General features: G+C 71.5%; 16 protein-coding genes. 8 read left to right on the forward strand and 8 right to left on the reverse strand.

The window, feature by feature from the left end:
- Positions 1-31: 31 nt before the first annotated feature.
- The 3 genes from LY40_RS03105 to msrB are packed head-to-tail and all read left to right on the forward strand — an operon-like array spanning position 32 to position 2321.
- Positions 32-1525 carry a serine/threonine-protein kinase gene (locus LY40_RS03105; protein ID WP_258935877.1) on the forward strand — a complete coding sequence of 498 codons (1494 nt, stop codon included), beginning with the start codon at positions 32-34 and terminating at the stop codon, positions 1523-1525.
- Between the two features lie 48 nt (positions 1526-1573).
- Entirely contained in the window at positions 1574-1873 is a 300-nt protein-coding gene (locus tag LY40_RS03110) for a hypothetical protein (protein ID WP_183786000.1), read from the forward strand.
- Between the two features lie 10 nt (positions 1874-1883).
- Positions 1884-2321, forward strand: coding sequence for a peptide-methionine (R)-S-oxide reductase MsrB (gene msrB, locus LY40_RS03115; RefSeq protein ID WP_183786002.1), 438 nt, complete (start codon positions 1884-1886; stop codon positions 2319-2321).
- Between the two features lie 173 nt (positions 2322-2494).
- On the opposite strand, the gene LY40_RS03120 is transcribed toward msrB, so the two are convergent.
- From LY40_RS03120 to hemE, 5 genes are read right to left on the reverse strand one after another with little or no spacing between them, the layout of a single operon-like run.
- Entirely contained in the window at positions 2495-2908 is a 414-nt protein-coding gene (locus LY40_RS03120) for a type II toxin-antitoxin system VapC family toxin (protein WP_183786004.1), read from the reverse strand.
- Entirely contained in the window at positions 2898-3173 is a 276-nt protein-coding gene (locus LY40_RS03125; protein WP_183786006.1) for a FitA-like ribbon-helix-helix domain-containing protein, read from the reverse strand. Before LY40_RS03125 ends, LY40_RS03120 begins: the two co-directional genes overlap by 11 nt.
- A 46-nt stretch (positions 3174-3219) precedes the next feature.
- Positions 3220-3915, reverse strand: a complete 696-nt coding sequence (hemQ, locus tag LY40_RS03130; protein WP_183786008.1) for a hydrogen peroxide-dependent heme synthase — start codon at positions 3913-3915, stop codon at positions 3220-3222.
- A gap of 4 nt (positions 3916-3919) precedes the next feature.
- Positions 3920-5344, reverse strand: coding sequence for a protoporphyrinogen oxidase (hemG, locus tag LY40_RS03135; protein ID WP_258935878.1), 1425 nt, complete (start codon positions 5342-5344; stop codon positions 3920-3922).
- 10 nt (positions 5345-5354) lie between these two features.
- Complete coding sequence (gene hemE, locus LY40_RS03140; RefSeq protein ID WP_183786013.1) at positions 5355-6455, reverse strand: uroporphyrinogen decarboxylase; 1101 nt, start codon at positions 6453-6455, stop codon at positions 5355-5357.
- A 98-nt stretch (positions 6456-6553) separates the two neighbouring features.
- On the opposite strand from hemE, the gene LY40_RS03145 reads away from it, so the two are divergent.
- The 5 genes from LY40_RS03145 (at position 6554) to LY40_RS03165 (ending at position 13323) form a co-directional block, all read left to right on the forward strand.
- On the forward strand, positions 6554-7108 hold the full coding sequence (locus LY40_RS03145; RefSeq protein WP_228726506.1) for a DUF3000 domain-containing protein: 555 nt from the start codon (positions 6554-6556) through the stop codon (positions 7106-7108).
- A gap of 538 nt (positions 7109-7646) precedes the next feature.
- Positions 7647-8363: a LuxR C-terminal-related transcriptional regulator gene (locus tag LY40_RS03150; protein WP_183786017.1), complete on the forward strand. Its 717-nt coding sequence runs from the start codon at positions 7647-7649 to the stop codon at positions 8361-8363.
- A gap of 145 nt (positions 8364-8508) precedes the next feature.
- Entirely contained in the window at positions 8509-9699 is a 1191-nt protein-coding gene (locus LY40_RS03155) for a ribonuclease D (RefSeq protein ID WP_228726508.1), read from the forward strand.
- 316 nt (positions 9700-10015) lie between these two features.
- Entirely contained in the window at positions 10016-11218 is a 1203-nt protein-coding gene (locus LY40_RS03160) for a thiolase family protein (protein ID WP_258935879.1), read from the forward strand.
- Positions 11215-13323, forward strand: coding sequence for a 3-hydroxyacyl-CoA dehydrogenase NAD-binding domain-containing protein (locus tag LY40_RS03165; protein ID WP_183786019.1), 2109 nt, complete (start codon positions 11215-11217; stop codon positions 13321-13323). Before LY40_RS03160 ends, LY40_RS03165 begins: the two co-directional genes overlap by 4 nt.
- 69 nt (positions 13324-13392) lie before the next feature.
- On the opposite strand, the gene LY40_RS03170 is transcribed toward LY40_RS03165, so the two are convergent.
- From LY40_RS03170 to LY40_RS03180, 3 genes are all read right to left on the reverse strand, one after another.
- Positions 13393-15225 (reverse strand): C69 family dipeptidase, encoded by a 1833-nt coding sequence (locus tag LY40_RS03170; RefSeq protein WP_258935880.1) that lies wholly within the window; start codon positions 15223-15225, stop codon positions 13393-13395.
- Between the two features lie 152 nt (positions 15226-15377).
- Entirely contained in the window at positions 15378-16496 is a 1119-nt protein-coding gene (locus LY40_RS03175; RefSeq protein ID WP_183786396.1) for a HAMP domain-containing sensor histidine kinase, read from the reverse strand.
- An 18-nt stretch (positions 16497-16514) separates the two neighbouring features.
- Positions 16515-17255 (reverse strand): response regulator transcription factor, encoded by a 741-nt coding sequence (locus LY40_RS03180; protein WP_258935881.1) that lies wholly within the window; start codon positions 17253-17255, stop codon positions 16515-16517.
- Between the last annotated feature and the right edge of the window lie 85 nt (positions 17256-17340).

Genomic DNA, 17340 nt, shown 5'->3' on the forward strand with positions numbered 1-17340 from the left:
CCGAGGAGTAGGCGTCATCGACACCGGTCAGTTGGTCGCAGGCCACTATCGCCTCGTAGAGCACGTCGGCAGCGGCGCCATGGGCATCGTCTGGCGCGCCGTCGATGAACGCCTCGAACGGTCGGTCGCCGTCAAACAGATCCTGACGCAGCCCGGCCTGTCCGAGACCGAGCGCACGACCGTGCGCCAACGCGCCATGCGCGAGGCGAAGAACGCGGCCCGGTTCCAGCACCCCAACGCCATCGTCGTGTTCGACATCGCCGAGCACGACGGCGACCCCGTGCTCGTCATGGAGTACCTGCCGTCGCAGAGCCTGTCGGCGATCCTCGCCGAGCGTGGCCCGCTGCCGGTACCCGAGGTCGCGCGCATCGGCGAACAGGTCGCGGCGGCGCTGGTCGCGGCCCATCGCGCGGGCATCGTGCATCGCGACATCAAGCCGGGCAACCTGCTGATCGACTCGGCCGGCGTCTGCAAGATCACCGACTTCGGCATCTCGCGGGCCAGCGGCGACCTCACCCTCACCCAGACCGGGCTCATCGGAGGGACGCCCGCGTATCTCGCCCCGGAGCTCGCCCGCGGCGCCGACCCGACACCGGCGTCCGACGTGTTCGCCCTCGGCGCGACGCTGTACCACGCGATCGAGGGTCTGCCGCCGTACGGCGACAACACCAACCAGCTCGCCCTGCTGTACTCCGCGGCGAACGGCCAGATCAACCCGCCCCAGTACTCGGGCCAGGCGACCGCGCTGCTGATGAGCCTGCTGCGCACCGAGCCCACGGAACGCCCCACCATGAGCGAGGCGCAGGACCAGCTCGCTCAGCTGGCCGGCGGCGCAGCCGCGGCCGGTGTGCCGCTGGCGGCTACCGCGGTCTCGCCCGCCGTCTCCGACCACGGCGGAGGCCGCAAGCCCGCCGCACCGTGGCAGCGCAACGACCAGCCGGCGGCTCCGCAGGCGACCGCCACCGACAGCCCGGCCGTGGCCTCCTCGGCCTCGGCGGCTGAAGGCGCGAACGGCGGCACGGGCGGCAGGCGGCGGACGCCACTGCTGCTGGCCGCGCTCGGTGTCGCGGTGCTCGCCCTGGCCGCCGTCCTGGTGTTCGCGCTCAGCGGTGACGACGAGCCCGCGGCGGGCGGGGGCCCGTCGCAGGCACCGCAACCCACGTCGTCGTCGGCGGCCCCGTCGTCGAGCACCCGTTCCGACGCGGGCGAGCCGGTGTCCTGGGGAGAGGCGGGCGCGCTGGTCGGCGAGTTCTACAACGACCCCGACTGGGACCAGCTCACCCCGGCCGCGCAGGCCGTGTACGGCTCGGAGGACGAGTTCGAGACGTACTGGGACGAGCACAGCCTGTCCGGTTGGTCCGACGCGTCGGCCCCCAACGGCGCCAACGGTGACGGTTCGGTCGACATCCAGGTTCAGCTCGACTTCGGCAACGGCAAACAGCCGCACACCGTGCGGGTCGTCAGCTCCGGGGGCGAGCTGAAGCTCGACGGCGACACCCGGCCGGCCGCCGCCTCGTCGCGCTGACCGGCGACGAGGTGGGCAGGCCATCGCACATGTCCTACCGTGGGCACCATGCCGGATGACGACATCACCCGCCGTCGGCGGCTGTTCGACGACGAGCTCGTCGGGCTCGACCCGGACGATCCCGAGGCCCAGGAGTTCGCCGACCACCTGAACCGGATGCAGCGCGCCGATCCGGCGTTCACCGTCGAAGGGTCGCTGCGCGGGGTCGCCGACTTCGCCGAGGGCAGCACCCGTGCGAGCGGGCTGCGCTGGTGGACGGCCGTGGTGATCGTTCTGCTGCTTCTGCTGGGTGTCGTCGTCGGGGCCTGGGACCAGCTGAGCGCCTTCGTCGCGCATCTGACCGGGTAATCTGGACGGTATGGATCCCGCCGCGAACACCACTCCTGCCGAGACCACTCCGCGCGTCACCAAGTCCGACGACGAGTGGCGTGCAGAACTGGACCCCGAGGCGTATGCCGTGTTGCGCAAATCCGCCACCGAACGCCCGTTCACCGGTGAGTACACCGACACCACCGCCGAAGGCGTCTACGAGTGCCGGGGCTGCGGAGCCGAGTTGTTCCGTTCGACGACGAAGTTCGAGAGCCACTGCGGCTGGCCGTCGTTCTACGATCCGGCCGACTCGGACGCGGTCATCCTGCGCAAGGACGCGTCCCTCGGCATGGTGCGCGTCGAGGTGCTGTGCGCCTCGTGCCACGGCCACCTCGGGCACGTCTTCGAAGGCGAGGGCTACGCGACGCCGACCGACCAGCGCTACTGCATCAACTCGGTCGCGCTGCGCCTCGTGCCGGCCGAGTGAGGGCCGCCTTCGCGTGAGGGCCCTGCCGCCTGCGAAGACGGCGCCTGAGAAGACGGCCGCCTGAGAACACCGTCGAGAGAGAACACCGTCGGGCGAGAGCGCTGCCGAGTGAGAGCGCCGCCGCGTGAGGGCCTGTGGCAACTCACGGGACCTGGCGTCGCGCGGGGCGCGCCTCACGCACCGGCGTGGACGACCTCGACGTGGCACGGCAGACCGTGTGTTCTTCCCAACCGCGCATCCGCGGTGACCAGGGGCAGGTCGAGCCGCGCGGCCAGACTCACGTACAGCCCGTCGTAGAACCGCACGCGGTCCCGCAGCTCCCAGGCACCGCGGTTCAACGGCCCCGCGTGGGGATAGCGTTCGTCGACCAGGAGGTCCATCGCGGCCAGCGCCGCCGATGCACCGTCGGTCGAGAGGTCACCTCGCAGCACATGCTTGCGCAGCACGTCACCCACCTCGGCGTCGACGAGGTGTGGCGCGTGCACCGCGCCGGCGACGAGACGTCTCCCCAGTTCCTCGGCCCGTGAAGTCCGCTCGGTCAACAGCACCACCAGCGTCGAGGCGTCGGCCACGACCTCATCGCCCACGATGCGACGCGTCCTCGTCTTCCGGCCACCGGCCCCGGATGTCGTCGAGATCGGACACGACACTCTCCGTCGTCACGCCCGGCTCGTCCCGGTCCGCCAACTCCGCCCGCACGCGTTCGAACACCGAACGCTTCCGTGCGACCCGCGCCAGGAAACCCGTCTGCTCCCGCATGTAGGACTGCAGCGACTTGCCCTCCGCGCTGGCCGCCGCGCGCAGGGCCTCGTACTCCTCGTCCGGGATGTCACGGATCTGAATGGTCGCCATAGCGCCATTTTAGCGCTACAGCGACCGTACGGACCATCTCACCAGCTCAGGGCAGCGTGCGCACCAGTTCGGCGGGCTCGACGCGCGGGCCCGTGTAGAACGGGATCTCCTCCCGCACGTGACGCCGCGCCTCGGTGCCGCGCAGGTGCCGCATGAGGTCGACGATGCGGTGCAGCTCGTCGGCCTCGAACGCGAGGATCCACTCGTAGTCGCCGAGCGCGAAGGCGGGCACGGTGTTGGCGCGCACGTCCGGGTAGTCGCGAGCCTCCTTGCCGTGGTCGGCGAGCATCTTCCGACGCTCGTCGTCCGGCAACAGGTACCACTCGTAGGACCGCACGAACGGGTACACGCAGACGTACTTCTTCGGGTCCTCGCCCGCGAGGAACGCCGGGACGTGGCTCTTGTTGAACTCGGCGGGCCGGTGCAGCGCGACCTGGCTCCACACCGGCGTCGACACCCGGCCGAGCGGGGTCGTGCGGCGGAATCCGGTGTAGGCCGCCTGCAGCTGTTCGAGCTCCTCGGCATGCCACCAGATCATGAAATCGGCGTCGGCGCGCACGCCCGCGACGTCGTACACGCCGCGGACGACGACACCCTTGCCGTCGAGCGCATCCAGGTACTCGGCGGTCGCCCGCGCCGCGGCGTCGCGATCGTCACCGAGCTTGCCGGGCTCGACCCGGAAGACCGACCACATCGTGTAGCGGATCGTGCTGTTCAGTTCGTCGTAGTTCAACCGAGCCATGACTCTATGATCCCACCGCCACCTGGGCGGCCACGCGCCGGGCCGCGGCGTCACCCGTCCCGATGCAGGCGGGAATGCCCACGCCGTGCAGCGCCGCTCCGGCCACCGCGATGCCCGGCAGAGCGGACACGGCCGCCTCGATCCGCGCGACCCGGTCACGGTGCCCGACGCCGTACTGCGGCAGACCGCCACCCCAGCGCTGCACCCGGGCCGCCACGGGGTCGGCGGTGATGCCGGTCAACTCCGCCAGGTCCGCGCGCACGCGCCGGACGAGTTCGTCGTCGGTGGCACGCAACGCGGACGGGTCGCCGAACCGGCCCACCGAGCCGCGCAGCAGCACGGGACCGTCCGGATCGGACTGGTGCGGCCACTTACGGGCGGAGAACGTGAATGCCTTGGCGGTGAACCGCCCGCCTTCGCACGTGTGCTCCCCCGCCCCGATCAGCACTCCGGACGAGTCGGGAAGCGCGGTCCCGGGGGGCAGGGCCAGGCCGACCACGGCCATCGACGCGAGTTCGACCTCGCCGTAGGCGGCCGCGGCGGCCGGCGCGACATCGGCCAGCAGGCGCGCCGCGGCCGGGGCCGGAACGGCGAGCACGACGGCGTCGACGTCGAGGTCCGGTGCGGCGGGTGCGTGTGCGGCCGCCACCGCGCCGAAGGTCAGCCGCCAGCCGCCGTCCCGGGGGCTCAGCGCGCGGACCGGTACCCCCGACCTCAGCTCGGCCTCGGCACGGGCCGCGAGCTCGGAGATGAGCGTGGCGAGCCCGCCGGACAGCGTGCCGAACACCGGCGCGGGGTTCGGCGGGGCGGCGGGATCGGGCAGCAGTGCGGCGATAGCCGAGGTCACCGACTCCGCCCCGCCGTCCAGCGCGTTGGCGAGGGCGGGCAGCACCGCGCGGAGGCCGAGTCCGTCCGCACCGCCCGCGTACACCCCGCCGAGCAGCGGATCGACGAGCCGATCGACGACCTCGTCGCCGAGTCGGTTGCGCAGCAGCGCTCCGAGCGACACGTCGTCCCCGACGGGGCCGACCGGCGGCAGCCGCGATTCCCCGGCGACGGCGGCGCAGCCCGTCTCGGACAACACCGACGACACCGCGTCGGCGGCGGCGGGCACACCCATGACGGTGCGTTTCGGCAGGGCGACGGTCCGCCCGCCCGCGCGCACGGTCGAGGACGCACCCGAGGGGTGCCGCAGCCGGTCGGCCAGCCCCAGTTCGTGCACCAGGTCGAGCGCCTCCGGTCTGCGCGCCAGGAACGCCTCCGCCCCGACGTCGCACGCCGCGCCGGCCAGCTCCACGGTGCGCAGCTTCCCACCGAGCTCGCCGGAAGACTCGCACACGGTGATCGCGGCGTCGGGTCCGAGCAGCGTCCGCAGCCGATAGGCGGCGGTCAGCCCCGAGACGCCTCCACCGACGACCGCGACCCTCACAGCGCGCTCCTCACAGGCTGTGCACCAGCTCCACCACGCGGGTCAGCACCTCGGGGTCGGTTTCCGGCAGCACCCCGTGACCCAGGTTGAAGATGTGCCCGGCGGCGCCGCGCCCCTCGGCGACGATGCGCCGCACCTCGGCCTCGACGACGGGCCAGGACGACATCAGCAGCGCCGGGTCGAGATTGCCCTGGACGACCGGCCGCGGCTCACCGGACGCCTGCAGTCGGCGCGCGGCCTCGTCCAACGGGACCCGCCAGTCGACACCGACGACGTCGGCTCCGGCCTCACGCATCGCCGGCAGCAGCTCACCGGTACCGACCCCGAAGTGGATCCGCGGCACGTCGTACTCCGCGACGGCCGCCAGCACCCTCGCCGAGTGCGGCAGCACGAACTCGCGGTAGTCGCGGGGCGAGAGCGCACCCGCCCACGAGTCGAACAGCTGCACCGCGTCGACCCCTGCGTCGAGCTGGGCCTTCAGGAACGTCGCCGTGACGTCGGCGAGGTGGGAGGCCAGCCGGTGCCACAGCTCGGGCTCGGCGTGCATGAGCGCCTTGGTGTGCTCGTGGTTGCGGCTGGGCCCGCCTTCGATGAGGTACGAGGCGAGGGTGAACGGCGCGCCCGCGAAGCCGATCAGGGGTGTGTCGCCGAGTTCCCGCAGCAGCAGCCCGATCCCGTCGGTGATGGGGCGGACCTGCTCCGTCGCGAGTTCCGGGAGGGCGTCGACGTCGGCCGCCGATCGCACCGGGTGCGCCACGACGGGTCCGGTCCCGGGCACGATGTCGATGCCGAGACCGGCGGCGTACAGCGGGACGACGATGTCGCTGAACAGGATCGCGCCGTCGACCCCGTGCCGGCGCACCGGCTGCATCGTGATCTCAGCCAGCAACGCGGGGTCGAAACAGGACTGCAGCATCGGCACGCCCTCGCGCACCGAGCGGTACTCCGGCAACGAACGACCGGCCTGGCGCATGAACCACACGGGCACGCGCGCGGGCGTGCCCCCACGCGCCGCGACCAGCAGCGGAGCGTCGGGCAGCGCGCGCCGCGCGGTCGCGGGGGCGCCGGCCGGTGACGAAGAAGCGGACGGCGCGGAGAACGGGGCTGTCATCACGGTTCATGGTGCCACGCCCGGATATCCGGGCCGTCGTCGGCGCGTCGGACAGCGACCCGCGGCGTGCGACGGCTTACAGTCTCGGGGTGACCGTGTTGACCCAGGCGCCGGAGGAATTCCGCCAGGCCGTCGCCGCACTGCAGGCGCTGCAGCCGCGACCCGAGGTGAACCTCGAGCCGATCAAGGCTCCGCAACGACTCGCGCCCTGGGCCTACGCACTCAGCTGCGAGACGACCGGGCCCGCCGAGGTCGAGGCCTCCGGCAGGCTCGTCCTGCTGCACGACCCCGACGGCCAGGAGACGTGGAACGGCGTGTTCCGCCTCGTGGTCTACGTGCGCGCGGGCATCGACAGGGAGCTGGCGACCGATCCGTTCCTGCCGTCGGTCGGGTGGTCGTGGCTCACCGACGCGCTCGAGGCCACCGGTGCGGACTTCACCGCGCTCGGCGGCACCGTCACGGAGACCTCGTCCGCGCGGTTCGGTGAGATCGCGGGCCCTTCCCGCACCGACGATCTCGAGTTGCGGGCGTCGTGGACACCGTTGACCCCCGAACTCGGCGCCCACGGGGACGCGTTCTGCCAACTGATGGCCAGCTACGCGGGACTTCCCCCGGTCGGTGTCACGATGTTCGGCCAACGCCGCACCTCCTGACACCGCACCCACCCGACGGCACAGCCCCGACGGACCGCCCCGAAGACGCAGCAGCGCCACAGCGCGCTGGCCCGACGGCGTAGCGGCCGGACGGCGTAGCAACGACGCCTTACCCCGTTCGGCGGTTCGCCACCCCGCCGAACGTCGTGTCTTCCCACCGCCGGCGAGATCGCGACGGGAACCCGTTCACGCGCGGCCGCGACCGCGCGAACGCGTCCGCGTAATCGCTACGGCATACTTGTTCCCGGCAGGTGCACACGGCATATGCACGCCCAGTTCACGCACCACAACCCCGACTTATCGCGCTCAAATCGGAACGCGTTACACCTTTCGCAGGGATTAATCCCATCGCGCTACAACGGACACCGTGGAGTGCAATCCGATCGGGATAGATACCCATTTGATGCCCCCACTACCCCACTCAGGCGGCTACAGTACCTGTCGACGACACCACTTTCGGTCTAAAGCTGGCGCGGCTGAACGGCCGAAAGTCCCGGTGCCGGTCGGGGGGCACGACCGACTCCAGGGAGGTAGTGACGTGGCTGCCGTCGGCTTTTCTCAGGCCGTTCGATCCACGCCAGCCGGCGCCTTGCCGGCGAGCATGGTTCCGCATCCGCGGGAAGAGTTGTTTTCCGTGATGGTGGTCGATGACCACCCGTTGTTGAGGGAGGCGATCGCCGGACGACTTGCCCAAATGGGCGCCGGCACGGTGCACGAGGCCGCCACGGTGGCCGAGGCCAGGGCGCGCGCGACGGCCACCGGGCCGTGCGACCTCGCCATCCTGGATCTCGGCCTGCCGGACGGCAGCGGCATTGAGCTGGTCACCGAGCTGCGCAGCAACGGCTGGCCCCGTGTGGTGGTCCTGGCCTCGTCGGACGACCCGTACGCGGTGCGTTCGGCGTTCCAGGCCGGCGCGCAGGCCTACCTGCTCAAGTCCGCGTCGCCGGTGGTCGTCACCGACGGCGTGCGCCGGGTACTCGACGGCGGCGTCTACGCCGATCCGAGTGTCGCTCCGGTGCTGGCCACCGGCACCCGGGTTCCCGGCACCGACAACACCCCGCGCGAGCTCTCGGCGCGCGAGGTGGAGGTCCTGCAGCTCGTAGCCGACGGGCAATCCAACAAGGAGATCGGTGAGGAGCTCAGCCTGTCCGCGCTCACGGTGAAGTCCCACCTGTCGCGGATCGGCCGCAAGCTCGGCACCGGTGACCGGGCCCAGATGGTGGCGCTGGCCATGCGTGCCGGCGTCATCCGCTAGCCCCGACCTCCTCCTACGGGACGGGCTCGCCGAGCGGCAGGCGGCCCGTCCCGTAGGGTTGACACCCGTGTACAACGCAGAACACGCTTCCCCCGCGGCGGCCGCGACCGATGCGCCGGACCGCCAGGAGGCGGCTGCGCCGGAGTTGCTGACCGAACCGGTCGACGGCACCCCGCCCGTCATCGAGGACGCCGAGACACTTCGTCTCGCCTGTGACCGGCTGGCAGCGGGCAGCGGTCCGATCGCCATCGACACCGAACGGGCCTCGGGCTATCGCTACTGGCCCAAGGCCTACCTCGTGCAGATCCGCCGGGCCGGTGCGGGCACGCTGCTCATCGACCCGATCCCGCTCGCCGACGAGCTGGCGCCACTGGCGGCCGCGCTCGGCGACGCCGAGTGGGTGCTGCACGCCGCGTCGCAGGACCTGCCGTGCCTGGCGGAGCTGGGGCTGCACCCGCCCGCGCTGTTCGACACCGAGCTCGCGGGCAGGCTCGCCGGCCACGAACGTGTCGCACTCGGCACCCTCGTCGAGAAACTGCTCGGCTACGCCCTGGAGAAAGGGCACAGTGCCGCGGACTGGTCCCGCCGGCCGTTGCCGCAGGACTGGCTCAACTACGCCGCACTCGACGTCGAGCTGCTCGTACCGCTCCGCGACACCCTCGAAGCCGAACTCACCGCCCAGGGCAAGCTCGACTGGGCCCGGCAGGAGTTCGAGTCCGTGCGTACCACTCCCGCCGCGCCACCGCGGGCCGAACCGTGGCGCCGCACCTCCGGCGTGCACAAGGTGCGTACGCCCCGCGGACTCGCCGCCGTCCGCGCACTCTGGGAGGCGCGCGACGAGATGGCGCGCAAACGCGACCGCGCGCCGAGCCGGGTGCTGCCGGACAGCGCGATCGTCAACGCCGTGCTCGCCGATCCGACGACACCGCAGCAGCTGCAGGCGTTGCCGGTGTTCGGCGGCCGGGTGCAACGCCGCTACAGCGCCCACTGGCTCCGCCAACTCGAGGCAGCCAGGGAGCTTCCCGCCGACGAGCTGCCCAGCACGGCGACGGGGGGTGACGGGCCCCCGCCGGTCAACCGGTGGGCCGACAAGGATCCGGATGCGGCGGCCAGGCTGGCCGCCGCACGGACGGCGCTGACCAAGATCGCCGAGGCACAAACGCTCCCCGTGGAGAACGTCCTGCTGCCCGACCTGCTGCGCCGCACCTGCTGGATCCCGCCCGAGGACCGCTCCCCCGACGGCGTCGCCGCGGTCCTCGCCGACGGCGGCGCGCGGCCGTGGCAGATCGAACTCACCTCCGACGCGCTGAGCACCGCGCTGCACGCCACGGCCTGAACCGCCGGCCTCTCGACGAGCCCGCATCATGGTCGGGCACGGGCGCCCGGAAGCCCGGCCCGTGAACGCGTGACTCTCTGCCATCGCGGCCGGGTGCGTCCGGCCGCGATGGCCCGTGTCCAGGACCACCGCGGCATCGACAGGCCGCGGGTGTTTCACCGAACCGGCCCACTCGGTGGGGTGTCACACGGTGGGCGAGGCCACCCTGCGAACCGGACGAGACCGGGTCTACCATCGAGGTTACCGGCTAGTAACAACGCTGTCGGCCGGCTTCCGAGTTCCCAACACCGCGAACATCACCTCCGAAGGAGCACCCGTGTCCGCACCCGCGCGCACCGTGGCCTTCGTCGACGGGGTACGGACCCCGTTCGGCAAGGCCGGCGACAAGGGCATCTACGCCAACACGCGGGCCGACGATCTCGTCGTCAAGGTCATCCGCGAACTGCTGCGCCGCCACCCCGAGCTGCCGGCCGAGCGGATCGACGACGTCGCCATCGCCGCCACGACCCAGACGGGCGACCAGGGCCTCACCATCGGCCGCACGGCCGCCCTGCTGGCCGGCCTGCCGAAGTCCGTCCCCGGCTTCGCCATCGACCGCATGTGTGCGGGCGCCATGACGGCCGTGACCTCGGTCGCCGGCGGCATCGCGTTCGGCGCCTACGACGTCGCGCTCGCCGGCGGGGTCGAGCACATGGGCAGGCACCCCATGGGCGAAGGCGTCGACCCGAACCCGCGGTTCCTGTCCGACAAGCTCGTCGATCCGTCCGCACTGGTCATGGGCCAGACCGCGGAGAACGTCCACGACCGCTACCCGGCGATCACCAAGGAGCGCTGCGACGCGTTCGCGGTCCGCAGCCAGGAGCGGTTCGCCGACGCCGTGAAGGCGGGCAAGATCGGCCCGGAACTGGTGCCGGTCGCCACGCGGCACCCGGAGCTGGGCTGGGACCTGGCCACCGAGGACGAGCCGCCCCGCCCCGGCACGACGATGGAGAGCCTCGCCGGACTCAAGACGCCGTTCCGTCCCCACGGCCGGGTCACGGCGGGCAACGCCGCGGGCCTGAACGACGGTGCGACCGGCGCACTGCTCGCCGGTGAGGACACCGCGCGCGAGCTGGGCCTGCCGGTGGGCATGCGCCTGGTGGGCTACTCGTTCGCGGGCGTCGAGCCGGAGGTCATGGGCGTCGGCCCGGTGCCGGCGACCGAGAAGGCGCTCGCCCGCGCAGGGCTGTCCATCGCCGACATCGACCTGTTCGAGATCAACGAGGCGTTCGCCGTCCAGGTCCTGGCCTTCCTCGACCACTTCGGTATCGCCGAGGACGACACCCGCGTCAACGCCTGGGGCGGCGCGATCGCCTGCGGTCACCCGCTCGCCTCCTCCGGGGTGCGGCTGATGACCCAGCTCTCGCGCCGGTTCGCCGAGCGCCCCGACGTGCGCTACGGCATGACGACGATGTGCATCGGCATCGGCATGGGCGGCACGGTCATCTGGGAGAACCCCCACTGGGAGGGCAACAAGTGATTTCCGCAGAGCAGGCGCAGAGCGCATTCCCCGACGAGGTCGTCACCCGCGCGGCGACCCGCATCGTGTCGGTACCCGGTCTCGACAAACCGGTCGCCCTCATCACGATCGACAACGGCCACGACCACACGCGACCGTCGACCTTCGGTCCGCAGAGCCTGGTGAGCCTGAACGCGGCCTTCGACGAGGCCGTGGCCGCCGAGCCCGCCGCGATCGCCGTCACGGGCAAGCCGTTCGTGTTCGCCGTCGGCGCGGACCTGTCGGGCGTGGAACAGATCTCCGACCCGGAGCTGGCGCGGCAGATCGCCCAGACCGGGCACGACGTGTTCCGCAGGTTCACCGAGTCCGAGATCCCGACGTTCGCGTTCGTCAACGGCGCGGTGATGGGCGGCGGGCTCGAGCTCGCGCTCTCGTGCCACTACCGCACGATGGCCGACAACGTCGCCGCGATCGCGTTGCCCGAGGTGTTCCTGGGGCTGTTCCCGGGCTGGGGCGGCACCCAGCTGCTGCCGAACCTGATCGGCCCGGACGCCGCGGTGACGGTGATCGTCGAGAACGCGCTCAACCAGAACAAGATGCTCAAGCCGAAGCAGGCGGCCGAACTGGGCATCACCGACGAGCTGCTGCCGTCGGCGGACTACCTGGAGCAGTCGCTGCTGTGGCTGGCCCGCGTCGTACGCGGCGAAGTCACGCCGCCGCGCCCGGAGATCGACCGCGGCGCGGGCTGGGACGCCGCGATGGGACGTGCGAAGGCCGTCGTCGCGGGCAAGACGAAGGGCGCCTCTCCGGGCGCGGAGAAGGCCCTCGAGCTGCTCGAGCTGGCGCGCACCGCCGACCGGGACGCCGGCTACGCCGCCGAGACCGACGCCCTGGCCGAGCTGCTGATGTCCGACCCGCTGCGATCCGGGCTGTACTCGTTCAACCTGGTCAACAAGCGGGCGAAGAAGCCGGCGGGTGCGCCGGACAAGTCGCTCGCCCGGCAGGTCGGCAAGGTCGGCATCGTCGGCGCGGGCCTGATGGCCAGCCAGCTGGCGCTGCTGTTCGTGCGCAGACTCAAGGTGCCGGTCGTGCTCACCGACGTCGACCAGGAGCGCGTCGACAAGGGCGTGTCCTATGTGCACGGCGAGATCGACAAGCTGCTCGAGAAGCAGCGGATCGGCCAGGACGAGGCCAACCGCCTGCGGGCCCTGGTGTCCGGTTCGCTGGACAAGGCGGCGTTCGCCGACGCGGGCTTCGTCATCGAGGCCGTGTTCGAGGACCTGGGCGTCAAGCGGAAAGTCTTCGCCGAGGTCGAGCAGCACGTCAGCCCGGAGTGCGTGCTGGCGACCAACACCTCGTCGCTGTCGATCACCGCGATGGCCGCCGAGCTCCAGCACCCGGAGCGGGTCGTCGGGTTCCACTTCTTCAACCCGGTCGCGGTGCTGCCGCTGCTGGAGATCGTCCGTGGCCGCCGGACCGACGACGAGACGCTGGCGACGGCGTTCTCGGTCGGCAAGCAGCTGAAGAAGTCGAGCGTGCTCGTCAAGGACGCCCCGGCGTTCGTGGTGAACCGTGTGCTGACCCGCTTCCTGGGCGAGGTGCTGGCCACAGTGGACGAGGGCACGCCGTTCGACGTGGCCGACTCCGCGCTCGACCCGCTGGGCCTGCCGATGTCGCCGATGACGCTGCTGCAGCTGGTCGGCCCGCCGGTGGCGCTGCACGTGGCCGAGACGATGCACGAGGCGTTCCCCGAGCGCTACGGCGTGAGCGAGAACCTGAAGCGCTTCGTCGAGGCCGGCAAGTCCGCGGTCTGGCAGTGGGACTCCGCCGGCAACCAGACGGTCGATCCCGAAGTCGCCGAGCTGTGGCAGCAGGGCGACGCACCGTCGACGGCCGAGCAGGTGCGCGAGCGCGCCCTGGCCGCGCTGGCCGAGGAGATCCGCATCATGCTCGACGAGGGCGTCGTCGCCGAGGCGCAGGACATCGACCTGTGCATGATCCTCGGCGCGGGCTGGCCGTTCTGGCTGGGCGGCATCACGCCGTACCTCGACCGCGCCGGCGTGTCCGAGAAGGTCGCGGGCAAGCCCTTCCTGGCTCCGGGCGTGGCGTCGGTTCCCCCGGCGTGAGGTGACGGCCGCGGCGTGGCACGGGAGCGTACGCTCCCGTGCCACGCCGTATATATCGTTATACGGCGATCACTCGCCGGCGTTCTGCAGCCGCGCCCAGGCCCGCTCGGCCTGCTCGCGCCAGCCGTTCCCGTTGCCGGGCGCGGCCTGCTCCATGGCGCGCAGGAACGCCTCCTTCGACAGCCGCGACACGGGGAGCTCCAGCTCTCCGGTCCGCTCGGCGTACGAGCCGTGCTCGCGCGGGAAGTCGCCCAGCCCCTCGCGGTAGCAGTGAGCGATACCGTCGGCGTCGCCGTCGAGACCACCACCGCGGTTCATGCTCTGGCTCTCCGACCGCGCGGTCTCCCCCGGCAGGTCACGGCCGGCGGGCATGCGGATACCGAACCGCTCGCGCGTCTCGTTCTCGACGCCGCCGACGAGCCGGTCGCCGAGTTCCAGGCTCGCACCGAGCCGATCGCCGACGTACCGGGTCAGGTACTGCGCGGCCTTGTCCTCACGGCCCGCGTCGTAGTGCCGGGCCGCCTTCGCCACGACACCGTCCTGCTCGGACACGAGCCCACGTTCGAACTCCTCGATCTCGGCGGTCACCGGCCGGTAGAACGCCTCGGGGTGCTCGCACGTGTGATACATCAACCGCTTGAACGTCCGGGTCGCGTACTCGGTCGCCTCGAGCGGCGCGTAGTCGGCTGCGACGTGCGTCGACGCCGTGTCGTTCGTCAGGTACCGGTGCTGCTTGAACTCCGGCGGCACATCCTCGGCTCCGATGTAGACGGGCACGTACGGCGTTGTGACCGCACCGGTGACGGCGGTCCACAGTGCATTCAGGTTCTCGTTGTCCACGTCGGACAACTGCGCGACCTGCCCGTAGCCTGCACGGTCGTGCGACCACCGCGGGTCGCGCACGTAGGCGAGCATGTCCTCCAGCGACACCGGTGCGAGCTCGTCGGCCAGTTCACCTTCCAGCTCACCCTGCACGTTCGCACCCCACGGATGGGTCGGGCTCACCTCGCGCTCGTTGGGCTGCCAGCCACCGTAGACCGCCTGCGGGTCGAACGTGTCGCGGCCGGCCGGGTCGAACCAGCCCTGCTCCACCGCGTAGTCGACGAAGTGGTCCGAGGCGAGGTACTCGCCGGGCCGGTCCCGGTAGTCCAGGGGCAGCGGGTCGAGGTAGCCGGGGAAGGACACGCGAGCCTCGTCCGGGCCGAGCCGCTCGGCGGCCCACAGGCCCTGACTGCCGCCGTAGTTCACGAGCACCCAGCCCTCGTTCTCGTCGGCGAACAGGTGCGAGTTGCCACCGTAGGTCGAGTACCCGTGCTCGTCGATCAGACCGCCGACGATCTCCACGGCCTCGCGGGCGCTCGTGGCGCGTTCCATGGCGATACGGGACAGGTCGCTGTAGTTCGGACCGGTCTGCACCGCGTCGGTCTTGTCCAGCAACCGGTCGCTCGTCGGCGACCAGACGTCACGGGCGGCGACGCCGTGCTCGTTGAGCCCGCCGTTGGTCAGCGGGGCCGGGAAGCCTTCGAACTCGGAGTAGTTCGACGAGATGTACTTGGCCGTCCGGCGTGCCTGCGGGATCTCGGTCAGTTCGCCCGGATATCCGGCGCGGTCGGTGACGCCGACCGTCGTGGTCGCATCGTCGGGGAAATCGCGGCTCGGCACGATCTCGAGCCAGTGACTGGACGGCTCGTGACCGAACCCGCCGAGCAGCGTCGCACCGTCCTCGGTGAGGTTCTTGCCGACGTAGAACGCGATGCTCTTCGTCGGCGCGTCCGGTCGCAGCACACCGTCTTCGCTCCCGGCCGCGGCGGCGTCACCGGGGACGGCGGCAGCACCGGGGACGACGATCAGCCCGGCGGCGACGAGCACACTCAGCGCCGCACCGGAGCCGCGCCTCCTCACTCGAAGACGCCTCGTTCGGCGAATACGCACGGCATTCCTTCCTCTCGGGGATCAACCGACAGGAAAGGTTAGCGACGATAACGATTAATACGGAAGCAGTAGTACGGACGTGTGATTCTTCCCCAACCGGACACGCGGGTGTGCCCGCGACGTCAGGTCGCCGCGGGCAAGCGGACGGTGACCGACAGGCCGCCGCCCACGACCGGCTCGGCGGAGACGTCGCCTTCGTGCGCCTCCGCGGCCGCACGCACGATCGACAGCCCCAGGCCCGCACCGTGGCGTGCCGTCCGGGCCACTCCCGCGCGGCGGAACGGTTCGAACAATCCCTTCACGGTCTCCGGGTCCAGCAGTGCCCCGGACGATCGGACCGTCAGCGTGGTCCACCGGTCCCCGGCAGTGGTGGTGACCTCGATCCAGCCGGAGTCGACGTTGTGCCGCACGGCGTTCTCCAGCAGGTTGCCCGCGACGCGTTCCAGCAACGCCGCGTCCCCCGTGGTCAACGCCGGGGCCAGGCGCAGGTCGACGGTCAGTTCCCGCCGCCGCGCGTCGGCTTCGACGACACTCCACGCACGACCGGCGACCTCAGCGACGTTCACGCGTTCGGTCAGGGCGATCCCGGCACCGTCGGTGCGAGCGAGTAGCAAGAGCGACGTGACGAGCCGTTCGGCGCGTTCGGTGGCGTCCCGCACCACGCTGGCCATACGTCGCAGTTCGGCCTCGTCGGCGTCCTCGTCGGACAGTGTGACGTCGAGTTCCGTGCGGATGACGGCCAGCGGTGTGCGCAACTCGTGGCTCGCGTTGGCGACGAACTGCCGCTGCGTGTCGAACGCCGCCTGCAGCCGGTCCAGCATCGCGTCGATCGTGCCCGCCAGTTCGGCCAGCTCGTCGCGGGTGGCCACCTCACCGATGCGCTCCCCCATCGACTCGCCGGACAGCCGCTGTGCCGTTCCGGTGATGTCCCGCAGCGGCTGCAGCACGCGCGAGGTGAACGTCCACGCCAGGATGCCCGCCGCGGCCACCACGAAGCAGAACGCGATACCCCCGGCGATGACGACCCTGCCGCGCGCCTCGTCCCGCAGATGCTCGGCGAGGTCGGCCGCTTTGACGTGGACGCCGTCGACCTCCACGACCGTGCCCGGCGGCAGCTGCGGCACCCCACCCACCGCGTCACCGACGAGTGTCCAGGCCAGCCACAGCAACAACGCGCTGACCAGCGCCACGAGCGCCGTCGCGAGGATCGTGATGCGAGCGCGCAGACTGCGCGCCGCCATGCCTGTGCGCCGGATCACTTACGTCAGGGAACCGGACTCCGAGGATCCCCGCGCGCCCGACGTGCCGCCGGCCTCTCCCTGCGCGTCCTCCGCCGGCCCCGCGCCGGGCACGCGATAGCCCGAACCGACGACCGTCTCGATCACACCGGGCTCCCCGAGCTTCTTGCGCAGTGTCATCACCGTGACACGCACCGTCGTGGTGAACGGGTCCGCGTTCTCGTCCCACACCCGCTCCAGCAGATCCTCACTGCTGACGACGGCACCGCCCGCGGACAGCAGCACCTCGAGGACGCCGAACTCCTTCCGTGTCAGGTCCACCGGTTCACCACCGCGATGGACCGTGCGACGGGAGGGGTCCAGCTCGATGTCGCCCGCCGTCAGCACCGGCGGGGCGGCGGGCGTGGCACGCCTGCCCAGCGCGCGCACGCGCGCGACCAACTCGGGGAAGGCGAACGGCTTCGCCACGTAGTCGTCGGCGCCCAGCGACAGGCCTTCGACCCGTTCGGAGACCGCGGTGCTGGCCGTCAACATCAGCACCCTGGTCAGCTCGCCGGAACGCACGATCTCGCGGCACAGGTCGTCGCCCGGCATCCCGGGCAGGTCGCGGTCGAGCACCACGACGTCGTACCGCGTCACCGACGCCTTCTCGTGTCCGTCGTCGCCGTCCAGCGCCACGTCCACGGCCATACCTTCACGACGCAGGCCGCGCGCGATCGCTTCCGCGAGCGGCGCCTCGTCCTCAACTACCAACACGCGCACGTCAACCACCGTGCCACAGTTTTCTGAGAGATTCCTGATTCGGCGATGCGGCGTGAGCGCGGGCACCCACCCGCACCCGCGGGCC

It is taken from the genome of Prauserella salsuginis (assembly GCF_024648885.1).
GTDB classification, from domain to species: Bacteria; Actinomycetota; Actinomycetes; order Mycobacteriales; family Pseudonocardiaceae; genus Prauserella; species Prauserella salsuginis.